Genomic DNA, 13,319 nt, shown 5'->3' on the forward strand with positions numbered 1-13,319 from the left:
CCACCGAAGTGACCACGCCTGCCACAGCCAACCTTCTCCGCGTCGAGAAGGGCCACGCCGACCCCGAGGAGCTCGCCGCCATCACCGCGGTCCTCCTCGCCCGTGCCGCCGCCCAGCCCAGCGAGCCCGCCCACGGCGGCCGCTCCACGGCCGGCTGGCGCCGCCTCGAGCGCGAGAACGGCTTCCGCGCGCCGCACAGCTGGCGCTGACGCCACGCGCCGACGCCACCACGGCACCGTTCGACGGAGGGCCGGAACCCGCCCCCAGAGCCTTCGGCCTGGGAGGTGCCCCAGGGTTCCGGCCCTCCGCCGCGTCGCGGGTCAGGAGATCAGCACCCGGACCAGCGCGATGACGCCCCAGACCACGCCGACCACGGCACCGAGCGCGACCACGAGGAAGGCCACGCCCAAGGCGATGTCGGCCTTGGTGAGGGGCGGGGGCTTCTCCGCGGCGGCAGCCGCCTTGGAGGCGTTTGCGGAGGCTGTCCTGGCCGTCTTCGCCGTCTTCGCCGCGTTCGTTTTCGCCGCGTTCGTCTTGGCCGTCGTCTTCGCCGTCGGCCTGGCGGAGGGCTTCGCGGTCGGCTTGGCGGACGCCTTGGCCGACGGCTTCGACGACGGCTTCGACGACGGCGGCGGGGGAGGAGGTGCGGCGGACGCCGAAGCCGACCGCTGCGGCGCGGACGCCGAAGCCGACGAAGGCGAAGACGACGAGGCCGACCGGGACGACGACGTCGGCGACGCGGTGCGCGAGGAGCCGACTCCCCGGCCGCCCCTCCCGGCCCCGGCCGGGCCCGGGACGAACGGGTCGTGGTGACCGTTGGCCGCGTGCGCGCACCACGGGCAGGACGTGAGGTGCCCGCCGTAGTGGTGCTCGGGCACCGCACGGCACTCGACGACCGACTCCTTCGCGTCGTCGAGCGCCTGCAGCCACTCGGCCGACGAGGGCCGGCGGGCGGGTTCGCGCCAGCCCGGTCCGAAGGCCTGCCGGGCGAGCCGCACCACGTCGGGCGGCAGCATCCCGGGCGGCAGCTGCCGGCCCGGCACCCGCACCCGGTCCGGAAAGACCAGGAACGAGCTCCCGGCGACGATGTTGTCCTTGCGGGTGGACTCGCCGGGGCCCTGCAGCGGAGCGCCGTCGTACGGGTGGTTCCCCGCGGTCAGCAGCTGGTAGACGAGCACCGCGAGCGCGAAGTCGTCCGAGTGCCGGGTGGGCGGCTCGCCCCGGTGCCGCTCGGGCCCCGCGCAGTCGTCGGTGAACACGTCGCTGCCGAAGTACTCGCCGGTCAGCGGATCGGTGAAGGCGAAGGAGTCGCAGTCCAGCAGGGTGACGTAACCCCGCCGGTCGGCCACCGCGTTCGCGCTGGACAGGTCGCCCACCACGAAGCTCCGCTGGTGGAGCTGCGCCGTCATGTACGCGAGGTTCGAGGCCACGCCCAGCAGGAACCGCCAGTGCGCCCGGCCCTCGTACCGCCGCAGCCGCTCGCGCTTCTGGAGCAGTCCGCTCAGCTGCACGTGCTCCGCCGGGTCCAGGAACGGCATGCCGTAGCCGACCGCCCGCCCGCCCGCCTCGATCAGCTGGACCGGCCACACCAGCATGGGCGGCTGCCCGTGGGCGAGCCGCTCGCCGGCCAGCGGATCGGCCCGCAGCATCGCGGCGAGCCGGCGCAACTGGGCCTCGTCGGGCGGCCGGTTGTAGATCTTGCCCGCCAGGTCGGCCCGTTCCGCGAAGGCCCACACGCTGCCCTGGCCGCCGGTGCCGAGGGGCCGGCCCCTCCGGCTGATCCGGGTGCCGTCGCCGAGCGTCAGATCGGCGTGGTCCGCGACGGGGCCGTCGCCGCCGACGGACGTGCCGTCAGGGGTGTCGTCAGTGGTCGTCATGTCGTATCGCCCACAGGAGAGTCTTGTCGTCCCCGGTCACTCGGGAGATCTGGTCGGAGGCGAGGAAGTCCTTGAGTCGGTGGTCCTCCTCGTCGTGGTCGTAGTCGGCCCGTCCGAGCCGGTCGAAGAGATGGCCGATGAACGCGTCGTGCGGCAGCGGGTGCCCGCCGGGGGAGCGGCGCAGCAGGGCGTGGGTGAGTCCGTCCGTGGACAGCAGCACCCCGTCGATCCGGTCGTCGCGGACACAGTCCACCCGCAGCTGGCCGAGCGCCGTCGGCGAGCCGAGGAAGACCGTCTCGTTGGCGTACTCGCTGCCGGAGTGGGTCTGCGGCAACAGGTGGTACGAAGCCGAGGCCTGCGCCGGGACCGGGGTAGCCCCGGAACCCGTCCCCTCCCCCGCGCCGCCGTCGGGGGCGCCGGCGGCAGGGGCGGCGGGGCTCTCCGCCCGTACGAGCACCAGACCGTCGCCGACCGACACCTGGCCGAGCCAGCCCTCGGCGGCCACCACCACCGTCAGGGTCGTGGCATAGGGACCCGGAGGCCCCGCGCACCAGTTCAGGAACTCGGCCCGGACCTCGCGGAATGCCTCGGTCATCAACTCCCGGCGCTCCCGCGGGTCGTCGCCGTGCCGCCAGGGCGAGGCGACCGGCGCGAAGGCGTCGACCGCGAGCCGCACCGCCTCCCGCGCGCCCTCGCCCGAGAGCTCCGCGCTGCCCGCGCCGTCCGCCACCGCGAGGACCAGACCGCCCGGGGTCTCCCGGTGCAGCCACGCGTCCTGGCAGGGCTTGCTGTCCCGCAGGTGCCGGTAGCCGACCGCGCTGATCCCGTGCACCCGCCAGCGGCGGGCCGGCCGGCCCCGCGGCCTCATGCGGGGACCTGTCCGCCGCCGCGCCGGCGCTTGAGCCGGTCGAAGATCGCCTGGAACTCGGCCTCGTCGGCGCCGCCCTGGGTGGCCCGGGCGCTGTGCGACATCGCGGTGAGGAGCTCGGCGAACGGGAAGCCGTCCAGCCAGGCGTGGTAGTGCGGCGCCAGCTCCTTGAGCACCTCGACGGCCCCGGCGTGCCGCTCGCCGACGCCGACCGCGAAGAGCCGGAAGCGGCGCTCCTCCTCGGCCTTGCGCAGCTCCGGCAGCAGGTCGCGGTACGCGTGCGAGAACCGGCCCTGCTCGTCGCTCGGCGCGCCGTCGGTGACCACGCAGATCTGCGGGCGGTAGTAGGTGAGGCCCTCCTCGCGGAGCCCCGCCTTGTAGTCGGCGACGACCTCCATGGCGAGCCGCAGGGCCCGGTCCATGAGCGTCACCCCGTGGGCGCGCAGCTCCGGCGGCCGGAACTCGTGCGCCGGGACGAACGGACTGTGCGGCCAGCGCGGGGCCACCGCGCCGAGCGGCGTGGCGCCCTGCCACACGGTGATGCCGTCGACGCCGCCGAAGGTGATGAGCGCGACGTCGACGGCGGCGCTGAGCGCGGTGTCCTCGGCGAGGCTCTCCGCCCACGAGGCCAGGGCCACGTTAAGCGCGTCGATCGCCTTGCTCTGGGTGAGGGAGGAGGAGGTGTCCAGGCAGAGCAGCAGCGGCAGCCGCTGGGCGCTGTCGAACTCGAAGCCCATGTACGGCACGGGGAGCGGGGCTTCGTCAGGACTTGCGGTCGGGTACACGGCTACTCCGTCGAGCGAAGGATGGGGACGTGGAAGGTGGAAGCGAAGGTGGCGGTGGTTCCGGGAGCTGGAGCGTGGGTGCGGGCGTGCGGGCGTGGTCAGTGGAGCGGACCGGCGATGAGCAGCGGCGGGTCGGTGTCCGGTGTCACGGTGACCTTCACCGGGTCACCGGGGCGGGGATAGGCATCGGCGGGGCCCCGCCAGCGGGCCCGGTACAGGCCGCCGTCCCACTCGACGTACCCCTCGGGCCGCAGCCAGGTCACGGCGGTGACGACGGCGCGGTAACCGGTGCCCAGGGCGAGCGTGTCGGACTCCCGCGCGGGCGTGGCCGCCGTCCGCTCCGCCGCCGGGTCGGTCGCCGGTCCGGTGGCCGGGACGCCGTCCGGGGCGGTCGGGAGCTCGGGCCCCGCGGGCTCGGGCTCGGGCGGTGCCTGGGGTCGCGGCCGGGCCGGGGGCTGGGGCCGCGCCGGAGGCCGGGCGGCCTGCGGAAGGGCCCTGGGGCCGGGCGCCGGCTCCGGCCGGGCACGGCGGTGCGGTGCGGGCTCCTCTCCGCGGAGGTGCCAGCCGCGTGGCAGTTCGGGCGGCTGTTGCCGCTCCGGCTCCGGGGCGGACGCGGCCGGTTCCGAGGGAGTCCGGCCGGTCCCGCCGCTCTCCGGGCCCGAGTCCGGCGCGGACCTGAACGGCAGCAGGGCGGAGGCCGCGTCGATCGCGCTGCCGAGCAGGGAGCGCCCGGTGGACACGGCCCACAGGACGTCGTCCTGGAGCCGGGGCGCGCGACCGGGCCGGGCCCGCGGCCGGGGAACCCGACGTGCCTCGGGCCCGGCCTCGGCCGCCTCCGGCCCGTGCGCCTCGGACCCGACCGACCCGTGCGGCTCCGGCCCGTACGACTCCGGTCCGTCCGTCCCGGCCCCGGACGACCCGCGCCCGTGCGCCTGCGGCCCGGCAGACTCCGGCCGGCCCGCCTCCGGCCGGCCCGTACGAGGTGGTCCCGCCCGGCGTCCCTCGGCACGGAGCTGCTCGGCCGTCCGTTCTTCCGCCCGGCGCTCTTCCGTCCGCCGCTCTTCCGTCCGGCGTTCCCCGGACCGGCGCCGTTCGGACCTGAGCTCCTCCACCTGGCGCCTCGACCGGCGCCGCTCTTCCCGGCGCTGTTCCTCGCGGTGCCGCTCCTCCCGGCGGCGTTCCCCGGGGTCGCGTTCCGCGGGCTTCTCCCGCCGCTCCCCGGGCTCCTCGTACCCCCGCGAGCCGGGGAACCACGAGCCCGTGCTCGCCCACAGCGCGACGAGCAGGGTCACCATGGGCACCACCGTGAAGGCCAGGATCCAGGCCGGCGAGTCCACGGGGTCACTCCGGCCCGGCGAGGTCATCGATGCTCCGCAGCACGAATCCGAGGTCGTGGCACTCCCGCAGGAGCCGCACCGAGCGGTCGAGCAGCGAGTCGAGGGTCGTGGCGAAGCCGGTGGCGGTCAGATGGCAGACCAGCGGCAGGGTGAGGACCGCGGACAGCAGCGGCTCGTCGCTCCGGGCGTCCCCCAGCACCGCCGTCGGGGTCACCTCGCGGGCGTTCCACGCGGTCGCGGCCGCCGCGGTCGGGGCGAGCCGGTCCGCCGGGACCAGCGTCCCGTCGGTCACGGCGACCACGAGCGAACCGGCGGCCCGGCTGACGTCCACGGTGAGCCGGGGCCCGGACGGGCCGCCGGCCTTGGTCTCCAGGTACAGCGCGCCGTCCTCGGTGTGGACGGGTTCGCCGCGCCGGCGCGCCCACTCCCACATCAACGACTCCCAGCCGTCGTGGAGTTCGACCACGGGCTCATCGGGCATGCTGCAGAACCGCCTTCCGGATCAGCGGACGGGTGAGCCCCGACGCGAGCAGCCGGGCGGCGACCGGGCGCAGGGCGCAGCCCTCGCCGGCGGCCGGCGGCTCGGGCACATGGCAGTGGTGCGGGGGATCGGCCACGGGGACGGTGGGCTGCCGGGGCGGCCGGGCGGGCGGCCGGCCGGTGCCGGGCGAGGGCTTCAGGAGGGCGCCGAGCTCCGCCACCAGCCGCTCGGGCAGCGGCCGTTCGGCCGGCGCGGGGGACAGGCAGGCCCGGACGATCGAGGCGAGCGCCGGCGGCACGCCGGTGAGCCGCGGCGGCACGCCCTGGTAGATCCGCAGCGTGGCGGGCAGACCGTGCCCGAAGGGCAGTAACCCGGTCGCGGCGAACGCCAGGACCACCCCGAGCGCGAACACGTCGACGGCGGGCGTCGGTTCGCCGCCGCGCAGGCTCTCCGCCGGGACGAAGCCGTGGGTGCCGGGCGGGGACTGGGGGTCCGTCAGGCCCTTGGTGGCGCTGTCCGAGCGGACGATGCCGAAGTCGATGATCCTGGGCTCGTCGTCCTCCAGGATGATGTTGCTGGGCTTCAGGTCCCGGTGGATGAGACCGTGGGCGTGCACGCCCGCCAGCGCCTCGGCGAGCATCGCGCCGAGCTCGGCCACCCGCCGCTCGCCCAACGGGCCTCTCTTGCGGACGTGTTCGTCCAGGGTGGGGCCCTCCACGTAGCGGGAGGCGAGCCAGAAGGGCGGTGTGGCCGTCTGGGCGTCGTACAGCGGGAGCGTGTACGGGCTGCGTACGTCGCGCAGCGCCTGGACCTCGCGGTGGAAGCGCACCCGCCCGGTGTGCGAGTGGGCGAGCTCCGTGCTGATCACCTTGACGGCGAGCCGCAGTCCGCCGGGCGTGCGGCACAGGTAGACCTTGCCCATCCCGCCGTTGCCCAGCGTGCGTTCGACCGTGAAGCGCCCGATCCGGTGCGTACCGTCCAGCGAACCCATGTCTCCCCCCGAGGTCCCCGTACAACGTACTGGGACGCCGGAGCCGGCGGGGCCGGTTTCACGACGAAGGCCGCGTCCCCCTTGTGGGGGACGCGGCCTTCGGGCGTGCGGTGGCGGGACGACTACCGCAGGCGGGCCATGAGGGCGTGCTCGACGAGGGTGATGAGCGCGCTCTTCGCGTCCGCGCGGTGGCGGGCGTCGGTGGTGATGATCGGGGTGTCGGGGCCGATCTGGAGGGCCTCGCGGACCTCGTCGGGGGTGTACGGCTGGTGCCCGTCGAAGCCGTTGAGGGCGATGACGAACGGGAGGCCCGAGTTCTCGAAGTAGTCGACCGCGGGGAAGCAGTCGGCGAGGCGTCGGGTGTCCACGAGCACGACGGCGCCGATGGCGCCGCGGACCAGGTCGTCCCACATGAACCAGAAGCGGTCCTGACCGGGCGTACCGAACAGGTACAGGATCAGGTCCTGGTCCAGGGTGATGCGGCCGAAGTCCATGGCGACAGTCGTCGTCGTCTTGTCGCCCGTGTGGGTGAGGTCGTCGATGCCCGCGGAAGCGGACGTCATCACGGCCTCGGTTCGCAGCGGGTTGATCTCCGAGACCGCGCCGACGAACGTGGTCTTGCCCACGCCGAAGCCACCCGCCACCACGATCTTCGCGCTGGTGGTTGAACGGGCCGCACCGCCGCTAGAGCTTGCGAAGTCCACTGAGCACCCTTTCGAGCAGTGTCACGTCTGGCTGACCGCCGGCGGCCTCGTCGCCGCCGGGCTGGTGGATGGCGACGAGTCCGGCCTCGGCCAGGTCGGCGACGAGAATCCGGGCAACGCCGAGGGGGATGGAGAGGAGGGCCGAGATCTCCGCGACCGACTTGATCTCGAAGCACAGCCGGCAGATCCGCTGGTGCTCGGGCAACTGGCCCTGCAGCCGGGCCGGATCGGCCGTCGTGCTGACCAGCGCCTCGATGGCGAGCTGGTAGCGCGGCCGGGTCCGGCCGCCGGTCATCGCGTACGGGCGCACCAGCGGGTTGTTCCCGCCCGAGCCGCCGTGACCGCCCTGACCGCCCCTGCGGGCGGCCGGCGCGGCGGGCGCGCCGACGGGGGCGGGCTGGGACTGCGGCTGCTGGTAGGGCTGTGCCGTGCCCGGTCTGCTCGGCGTGGAGGGAAAGTTGTACCGGTTCTGCGCGGCGTCGCCGAGCGGCGCCTGGTGCGCGTCAAAACCGTTGTAGGGGCTTGCGCCCGGGGGTGTACCCACGTCTCCTCCTCCGACTGCCTCGCGGCCCCACGTCCCTTGGAACCGCGCCACCGCACCCTACGGTGCGGTGACGAGAAACGCACTGTCTGTCTGTTAGTTGAGAAGACTTCCCTGAAGTTCCGCCCGCAGGTCGGGCGTCAGGACGCTTCCCGCACGGTCGACGAGCAGTGCCATCTCGTAGCCCACGAGACCGATGTCGGACTCCGGGTGGGCGAGCACGGCCAGCGAGGAGCCGTCCGAGATCGACATGATGAAGAGGAAGCCGCGCTCCATCTCCACGACCGTCTGGTTGACCGCGCCGCCCTCGAAGATCCGGGACGCGCCCGCGGTCAGCGAGGTCAGCCCGGACGCGACCGCCGCAAGCTGGTCGGCGCGGTCCCGGGGGAATCCCTCGGACATCGCCAGCAGGAGGCCGTCGGCGGAGACCACCACCGTGTGGGACACCCCGGGGGTGTTGTCCACGAAGTTGGTGATCAACCAGTTCAGATTCTGCGCCGCCTGGCTCATCGCGCTCACACTAACGCTCCTGGTTGTAGGTGTTGCCCGGGCCGAGGCCCGATCCGTTCGTGTCCGTTCCCACGCTGCGTCCCTGCTGGACGCCGCGGCGCAGGTTGCTCAGCCTGCCCCGGACGTCCTCCGGTGCGCGGGAGACCTGGGGGCCGCCCTGCGGGGTCTGCTCCGCGGTGCCCTCGACCAGGTTGGCCTTGGGGACCCGTCGCGGAAGGCCGGAGGGGGTGACCCCGCCCGCCTTCGGGTCGCGGAGCTTCTCGGCCCGGGTCCAGCGCTCGTCGTTGGCGGAGCGCCATTCCCCGGAACCGTCGGCTTCCGTGCCGGCCGGACCAGCGGTCTGGGCCGGCGGCGCGGGCTGCGCCGCCTGCGGGGTCTGCGGCGCCTGCGGGGCGACGCTGCCGCGGCGGGGCAGACCGGCGTCGGTCAGCGCGTGGCCGGCGTCCGGGGTGGTACCCGGCGTGGCACCCGGACGGTCGAAGCCTACGCGGTCGCGGTCCTGTTCGGGAGCGGCCGGAGCAGATTCCGGTTCCGTTCCGAACGTCTGCGCGAAGCCCTCGCCGTAGCCGGCCTGCTGCTGCCACTCAGCCTGGTGGGGCTGGGGGTCGTAGCTGTTCTCATATCCCTGGTGGCCGTTCACGCCGCCGTCGTACGAAGCTTCCGCATACGCCTGGTCCCGGTAGGGCTCGGCGGGCTGCTGGTAGCCGTCGTAGCCCTGCTCGGCGTAACCGAAGGCGTCCTGGCCCTGACCCTGCTGCGGGTCCTGCGGACCCTGCTGCGCGTAGTCCTGCGCGTAGTCCTGCTGGTACTCCTGCGCGTACTCGCCGGGGTACTCCGGTGCGTAGCCCTGCTCGTTCCCCTGCGGTACGTACGTCTGCTGCGCGGGCGCGGTGGGCTCGCCGGCGGGGTCCTGGTACGGCGCGTGCTCCGGGCCGTGCACCTGGGCCTCCAGGGCCGCCCGGCGCTCCTCGCGCATCAGGGAGCGGTTCACCGGGTCGAGCTGGCGGTCGTCGCCCTGCTGCTCGTAGCGCGAGTCGTCGAAGCCGAGTTCGGCGGCGGTGCGCATCGGCTGCGCCTGCGGCTCGAAGGCGGAGAGCGACTGCTGCGGGATCATCTGGGAGACGGTGAAGTCGTCCTGCAGCGGCGCCTCGCCACCACCACCGTGCGTGATCGCGTCCGGCAGCATGACCAGCGACGTGGTGCCGGCCTGCTCGCCCGAGGGGCGCAGCTGGACGCGGACGCCGTGCCGGTCGGCCAGCCGGCCGACCACGAACAGGCCCATGCGCTGCGAGACGGCGGCGTCCACGGTCGGCGGGTTGGCCAGCTTGTGGTTGATGTCCGCGAAGTCCTCGGCGGTGAGGCCGATGCCCTTGTCGTGGATCTCGACCATGACGCGGCCGTCGGGGAGACGGGTCGCGGTGACGCGGACCTTGGTCTGCGGGGAGGAGAACGTGGTGGCGTTCTCCAGGAGCTCGGCGAGCAGGTGCACGAGGTCGGTCACGGCCTGGCCGTGGATGTCGGCCTCCGGGACGCCCTCGATGTCGATGCGCTCGTACTGCTCCACCTCGGAGGCGGCGGCGCGCATGACGTCGACCAGCGGGACCGGCTGGTCCCAGCGGCGGCCGGGCTCCTGGCCGGCGAGGACCAGGAGGTTCTCGCCGTTGCGGCGCATACGGGTGGCCAGGTGGTCCAGGCGGAAGAGGTTCTCCAGCTGGTCCGGGTCGGCCTCGTTGTTCTCCAGGTCGGTGATGAGGGTCAGCTGGCCCTCGATGAGCGACTGGTTGCGCTGCGACAGGTTGGTGAAGATCGCGTTGATGTTGCCGCGGAGCAGGGCCTGCTCGGCGGCGAGCCGGACGGCCTCGCGGTGCACCTGGTCGAAGGCGCGGGCGACCTCGCCGATCTCGTCCGTGGAGTCGATCGGGATGGGCTGCACGCGGGTGTCGACCCGGCCGGGCTCGGTCCGGGAGAGCTGGTCGACCAGCATCGGCAGGCGCTGCTCGGCGATGCCGAAGGCCGCGGTGCGCAGCTCGCGCATCGAACGGCTCATCTGGCGGGCCATGAGACCGGCCAGGATGAAGGCGGCGAGCAGGGCGATGACGGTGATGCCACCGGTGACGTAGGCGTCGGTCTGGGCGTCCCCGGAGATGTCGGCGGCCTCGGCCGTGGCCTTGTCGACGAGCTCCTTCTCGACCTCGGAGTAGCCGTCGAACTTGGCGGTGGCGACGGCCATCCAGGTGTCGGCGGTGATGCCCTGCTTCTTCAGGTCCGCGATGGCGTCGGCGTCCTTGGCGGAGCCGATGGCCTGGGCCACGCCGGCGTAGACGGAGGCGTCCTTGCCGCTGCCCTTGGGAAGCTCGATGCCGAGCGCCGCCATCTTCTTGGCGCCTTCGGTGGCCTTGCCGGCCATGACCTGCTTGAGCCGCTCGACGTCGGCCTCGGTGCCACCGGACTGGTACTCGCCGAGGGCGATCTGCTCCAGGTAGTTGTACGAGTTGAAGGCGACCGACTGCTGGGCGAAGACCTCGTCCTTCTGGCTGGGCCGGACGAGGAGCTGGGTGCCGATGGAGCGCTGGAGGGACTCGGCGGCCTTCGCCAGCTGGATCGCGTAGACGGTGCGGCCGTAACTGGTGATGTTGCCGGTGCCGAGACCGAGCTCGTTGGAGAACTCCATCAGGTAGTGCTGGCACTCGGTGTAGCCGAGCTGGGTGTTCACCGGGTCGAGCGAGCGGGTGTAGGCGACCTTGCGCAGCTCCTGGAGGCGCGGCTCGGCGTCCCGGAAGAGCCGGAGGCGGCGCTCGAGGCCCTGGCCGCCCGGCATGTTCTTGACGGCCTCGTCGAACTTGACCTTGGCGGCGTCGGTGGCGGCGTAGATCCGGGTGACCTCGTCGCTCTCGCGGTCCTCGGAGGTCTTGGCCTTGAGCAGCGGTGCGGCGGTGAGGTCACGCTCGTTGAGCAGCGCCTGGCCGTAGTCCGAGGCGGCGCGCACGATGAGCGCCGTCTTCTCGGCGTCCTGCGCCTCCTGCCAGGTGTCGATGGCTCCCTTGACCTGGAAGCCGCCCATGACGAGGCCGACGAGCACGGGTATGAGGAGGATCGCGTTCAGCCTGGTGGGCACACGCCAGTTGCGCGGGGACAGCTTGCTGGTGCTGCCCTTGCGGCTCGGGGCCGGCGGCGCCACGGGCTCGTCCACGGGCGACATCGGCCCGCGGGACGGCGGCGTGAAGTTGCCCCGCGTCTGCTGCTCCGCGGAGCTTTCCTTGCTTCGCCTCACTCGACCAACAACCTCTCGGCGCCGGCACCTACGTTGTGCCGGGTTTTTCGTTCAGGGCCGTACTACTCGGGAGTTCATGAATTCCAGCACGTGAAGGGGGTCCCCTCCAAACAGTGCGAAGCAGCCGGTTTCTGCGCCCCACGGGAGAGATAAAACGGGCATAAAGAGCGAGCCCCGTCAAAAGACGGGGCTCATGTGAGCGCAGCGGCACCGAGTGGATGCGTCGGGTGTCCGAGGGGTCCCAATTCTCTGTCGAAACGTTATGAACCGGTGGAACCGTTGAGGGCGGTCGTGTCGAACGACACAGACCGCCCCCAAAATCTCTACGACAACTGACGTATATCGACTTCTACTTGAGGTGTACTACTTCAGCCGCGCCATGAGGGCGTGCTCGACGAGGGTGATGAGCGCGCTCTTCGCGTCCGCGCGGTGCCGCGCGTCGGTCGTGAGGATCGGGGTGTCCGGCCCGATCTGGAGCGCCTCGCGCACCTCGTCCGGGGTGTACGGCTGGTGCCCGTCGAAACCGTTCAGGGCGATCACGAAGGGGAGGCCCGAGTTCTCGAAGTAGTCCACGGCCGGGAAACAGTCGGCGAGCCGACGGGTGTCCACGAGCACGACGGCACCGATGGCGCCGCGGACCAGGTCGTCCCACATGAACCAGAAGCGGTCCTGACCGGGCGTACCGAACAGGTACAGGATCAGGTCCTGGTCCAGCGTGATGCGGCCGAAGTCCATGGCGACAGTCGTCGTCGTCTTCCCACCGGTGTGCGTCAGGTCGTCGATGCCCGCGGAAGCGGAGGTCATCACGGCCTCGGTTCGCAGCGGGTTGATCTCGGAGACGGCGCCGACGAACGTGGTCTTGCCCACGCCGAAGCCACCCGCCACCACGATCTTCGCGCTGGTGGTCGAGCGGCTCTGAGAAGCGGAACCGCTAGAGCTTGCGAAGTCCACTGAGCACCCTTTCGAGCAGTGTCACGTCCGGCGTGCCGCCGGCCTCTCCGTTGCCCGGCTGGTGGATGGCCACCATGCCGGCCTCGGCCAGGTCGGCCACGAGGATGCGGGCCACACCGAGCGGCATCGACAGGAGCGCCGACACCTCGGCCACCGACTTCACCTCACGGCAGAGGTGGCAGATGCGCTGGTGCTCCGGAAGCAGCGTGGCCAGGTGCGCCGGGTCGGCAGTCGTGCTGACCAGCGCCTCTATGGCGAGCTGGTAACGCGGCCTGGTCCGGCCGCCGGTCATCGCGTACGGACGTACCAGCGGCTGGTCGCCCTCAGCTCCGTAGCCGTCGTCTATCGACGCGCCGTACGGATCGTGAGAGGCGGGGGGCGGGGTCATGAATCCTCCGGGCGTGACAGCAGAACCTTCTGCCGTCTGATGGGGCCGGTGGGGGGCCGGATGGGGCGGCCGGACGGTGAACGGGTCCGGGGCGGTGCGGAGGGGCGCACCGCCCCGGGCGTGTCGTTGGCGGGTACGGATACGAGGGACGGAAATCGGGGAGGGAGGGCCGGACGGCTCCGGACGGAACCGGACCGGCTAGCGGAGCAGGCTGCCCTGCAGCTCGGCCCGCAGATCCGGGGTGAGGACGCTGCCCGCACGGTCGACGAGCAGCGCCATCTCGTAGCCCACGAGGCCGATGTCGCACTCGGGGTGCGCGAGCACGGCCATCGAGGAACCGTCCGAGATCGACATGATGAAGAGGAAGCCGCGCTCCATCTCCACCACGGTCTGGGCCACGGGGCCGCCCTCGAAGATCCGGGACGCCCCCGCGGTCAGCGAGGTGAGTCCGGACGCGACCGCCGCAAGCTGGTCGGCGCGGTCGCGGGGGAACCCTTCGGACATGGCAAGGAGCAGTCCGTCGGCGGAGACCACCACCGTGTGGGACACCCCGGGGGTGTTGTCCACGAAGTTGGTGATCAACCAGTTCAGATTCTGCGCCGCCTGGCTCATCGC

14 protein-coding genes are annotated in these 13,319 nt (G+C 72.7%); 1 reads left to right on the top strand and 13 read right to left on the bottom strand.

Annotated features, from left to right (window positions below; genetic code table 11):
• Positions 1-8: 8 nt before the first annotated feature.
• Positions 9-209 carry an acyl-CoA carboxylase epsilon subunit gene (locus tag ACFY8W_RS22160; protein WP_391107772.1) on the top strand — a complete coding sequence of 67 codons (201 nt, stop codon included), beginning with the start codon at positions 9-11 and terminating at the stop codon, positions 207-209.
• Between the two features lie 111 nt (positions 210-320).
• Here ACFY8W_RS22160 and ACFY8W_RS22165 read toward each other — a convergent pair whose 3' ends face one another.
• The 13 genes from ACFY8W_RS22165 to ACFY8W_RS22225 all read right to left on the bottom strand — a co-directional run bounded on the left by ACFY8W_RS22165 (position 321) and on the right by ACFY8W_RS22225 (position 13,316).
• Entirely contained in the window at positions 321-1,877 is a 1,557-nt protein-coding gene (locus ACFY8W_RS22165; RefSeq protein ID WP_391107775.1) for a hypothetical protein, read from the bottom strand.
• Entirely contained in the window at positions 1,864-2,745 is an 882-nt protein-coding gene (locus ACFY8W_RS22170; protein ID WP_391107778.1) for a protein phosphatase 2C domain-containing protein, read from the bottom strand. The genes ACFY8W_RS22165 and ACFY8W_RS22170 overlap by 14 nt, the downstream gene beginning before the upstream one ends.
• The gene (locus ACFY8W_RS22175; protein WP_391107780.1) at positions 2,742-3,530 is read right to left on the bottom strand and encodes a hypothetical protein; all 789 of its coding nucleotides are present in this window, start codon (positions 3,528-3,530) and stop codon (positions 2,742-2,744) included. Before ACFY8W_RS22175 ends, ACFY8W_RS22170 begins: the two co-directional genes overlap by 4 nt.
• Before the next feature lie 98 nt (positions 3,531-3,628).
• A complete protein-coding gene (locus tag ACFY8W_RS22180; protein WP_391107783.1) occupies positions 3,629-4,867 on the bottom strand; it encodes a hypothetical protein in 1,239 nt (412 codons plus the stop codon).
• A 4-nt stretch (positions 4,868-4,871) separates the two neighbouring features.
• On the bottom strand, positions 4,872-5,348 hold the full coding sequence (locus ACFY8W_RS22185) for a hypothetical protein (RefSeq protein WP_391107786.1): 477 nt from the start codon (positions 5,346-5,348) through the stop codon (positions 4,872-4,874).
• Positions 5,338-6,339 carry a protein kinase gene (locus tag ACFY8W_RS22190; protein ID WP_391107789.1) on the bottom strand — a complete coding sequence of 334 codons (1,002 nt, stop codon included), beginning with the start codon at positions 6,337-6,339 and terminating at the stop codon, positions 5,338-5,340. The genes ACFY8W_RS22185 and ACFY8W_RS22190 overlap by 11 nt, the downstream gene beginning before the upstream one ends.
• 122 nt (positions 6,340-6,461) lie before the next feature.
• Positions 6,462-7,043 carry an ATP/GTP-binding protein gene (locus tag ACFY8W_RS22195; protein ID WP_069978110.1) on the bottom strand — a complete coding sequence of 194 codons (582 nt, stop codon included), beginning with the start codon at positions 7,041-7,043 and terminating at the stop codon, positions 6,462-6,464.
• On the bottom strand, positions 7,024-7,587 hold the full coding sequence (locus ACFY8W_RS22200) for a DUF742 domain-containing protein (RefSeq protein ID WP_391107791.1): 564 nt from the start codon (positions 7,585-7,587) through the stop codon (positions 7,024-7,026). Before ACFY8W_RS22200 ends, ACFY8W_RS22195 begins: the two co-directional genes overlap by 20 nt.
• A gap of 93 nt (positions 7,588-7,680) precedes the next feature.
• Positions 7,681-8,094 (bottom strand): roadblock/LC7 domain-containing protein, encoded by a 414-nt coding sequence (locus tag ACFY8W_RS22205; RefSeq protein ID WP_128978734.1) that lies wholly within the window; start codon positions 8,092-8,094, stop codon positions 7,681-7,683.
• Positions 8,095-8,104: 10 nt separating this feature from the next.
• Positions 8,105-11,365 carry a nitrate- and nitrite sensing domain-containing protein gene (locus tag ACFY8W_RS22210; RefSeq protein WP_391107794.1) on the bottom strand — a complete coding sequence of 1,087 codons (3,261 nt, stop codon included), beginning with the start codon at positions 11,363-11,365 and terminating at the stop codon, positions 8,105-8,107.
• Between the two features lie 363 nt (positions 11,366-11,728).
• Positions 11,729-12,316, bottom strand: a complete 588-nt coding sequence (locus ACFY8W_RS22215) for an ATP/GTP-binding protein (RefSeq protein WP_391107796.1) — start codon at positions 12,314-12,316, stop codon at positions 11,729-11,731.
• Positions 12,297-12,704 carry a DUF742 domain-containing protein gene (locus tag ACFY8W_RS22220; RefSeq protein WP_128978535.1) on the bottom strand — a complete coding sequence of 136 codons (408 nt, stop codon included), beginning with the start codon at positions 12,702-12,704 and terminating at the stop codon, positions 12,297-12,299. The genes ACFY8W_RS22215 and ACFY8W_RS22220 overlap by 20 nt, the downstream gene beginning before the upstream one ends.
• Before the next feature lie 198 nt (positions 12,705-12,902).
• Positions 12,903-13,316, bottom strand: a complete 414-nt coding sequence (locus ACFY8W_RS22225; protein ID WP_128978732.1) for a roadblock/LC7 domain-containing protein — start codon at positions 13,314-13,316, stop codon at positions 12,903-12,905.
• Positions 13,317-13,319 lie beyond the last annotated feature (3 nt).

The organism is Streptomyces sp. NPDC012637, from assembly GCF_042954805.1.
Lineage (GTDB): Bacteria > Actinomycetota > Actinomycetes > Streptomycetales > Streptomycetaceae > Streptomyces.

Coding starts and splice junctions, on each gene's coding strand:
- ACFY8W_RS22165 (WP_391107775.1), bottom strand. CDS start 1,877: ATGACGACCACTGACGACACCCCTGACGGCACGTCCGTCGGCGGCGAC.
- ACFY8W_RS22170 (WP_391107778.1), bottom strand. CDS start 2,745: ATGAGGCCGCGGGGCCGGCCGGCCCGCCGCTGGCGGGTGCACGGGATC.
- ACFY8W_RS22185 (WP_391107786.1), bottom strand. CDS start 5,348: ATGCCCGATGAGCCCGTGGTCGAACTCCACGACGGCTGGGAGTCGTTG.
- ACFY8W_RS22190 (WP_391107789.1), bottom strand. CDS start 6,339: ATGGGTTCGCTGGACGGTACGCACCGGATCGGGCGCTTCACGGTCGAA.
- ACFY8W_RS22205 (WP_128978734.1), bottom strand. CDS start 8,094: ATGAGCCAGGCGGCGCAGAATCTGAACTGGTTGATCACCAACTTCGTG.
- ACFY8W_RS22220 (WP_128978535.1), bottom strand. CDS start 12,704: ATGACCCCGCCCCCCGCCTCTCACGATCCGTACGGCGCGTCGATAGAC.
- ACFY8W_RS22225 (WP_128978732.1), bottom strand. CDS start 13,316: ATGAGCCAGGCGGCGCAGAATCTGAACTGGTTGATCACCAACTTCGTG.